The organism is Vibrio sp. 10N.286.46.A8 (assembly GCF_041470165.1).
GTDB lineage: Bacteria > Pseudomonadota > Gammaproteobacteria > Enterobacterales > Vibrionaceae > Vibrio > Vibrio tasmaniensis_A.
Window position 1 is genome coordinate 1 of the sequence record NZ_JBFRLX010000394.1, and the last position, 561, is coordinate 561.

A 561-nucleotide genomic window follows, 5' to 3' on the forward strand; every position below is an offset into this window, starting at 1 on the left:
AGTTGGGGGTCTACACAGCTTCTGAAGTTGACCAAAAGATGCAACCACAACTGATTCATATACCGAATTCTGATTCAACAATAGCGTCAAATACAGGGCCAACCTCAGGAGATCACCCTTGTCATATCACGATAGATCCCCACAATAAGTTTGCTATTACATCGCAATATTCATCAGGGACATTCGATATCTTTAGTTTAAGTATCAATGGCAATATCGATAAACGGCTCAAAATACTCAAAATGGTTGGTTCTGGACCTAATGCAGAAAGACAAACGGGCTCACATGCACATCAAAGCCTTTTCCTAAAGAACTCTCCGCAGTTTGTGACCGTCGATCTCGGAACCGATCGAATCAACTTCTATTGCTTTGACGAAGAGCAAGAAGAGTTCCTTGATGAACCAATGCAATCTATCAAAGTGCGTGCAGGGAATGGACCTCGTCATCTAACCTTTAACCAAGTTGAAGATAGAGCTTATGTGGTATGTGAGCTCTCTGAAACGATATTGATTTTGGAAAAGTCTTTAGGAGTGTGGAATATTGTGGAAGAAGTTGATGTAC

The 561-nt window shown here is 41.2% G+C and carries 1 protein-coding gene; it reads left to right on the forward strand.

All coding sequences use genetic code 11. The features are described 5' to 3' along the window. Nucleotides 1-561: beta-propeller fold lactonase family protein (locus AB4232_RS22650; RefSeq protein ID WP_372088103.1), on the forward strand; the 561-nt coding region annotated here is incomplete at both ends.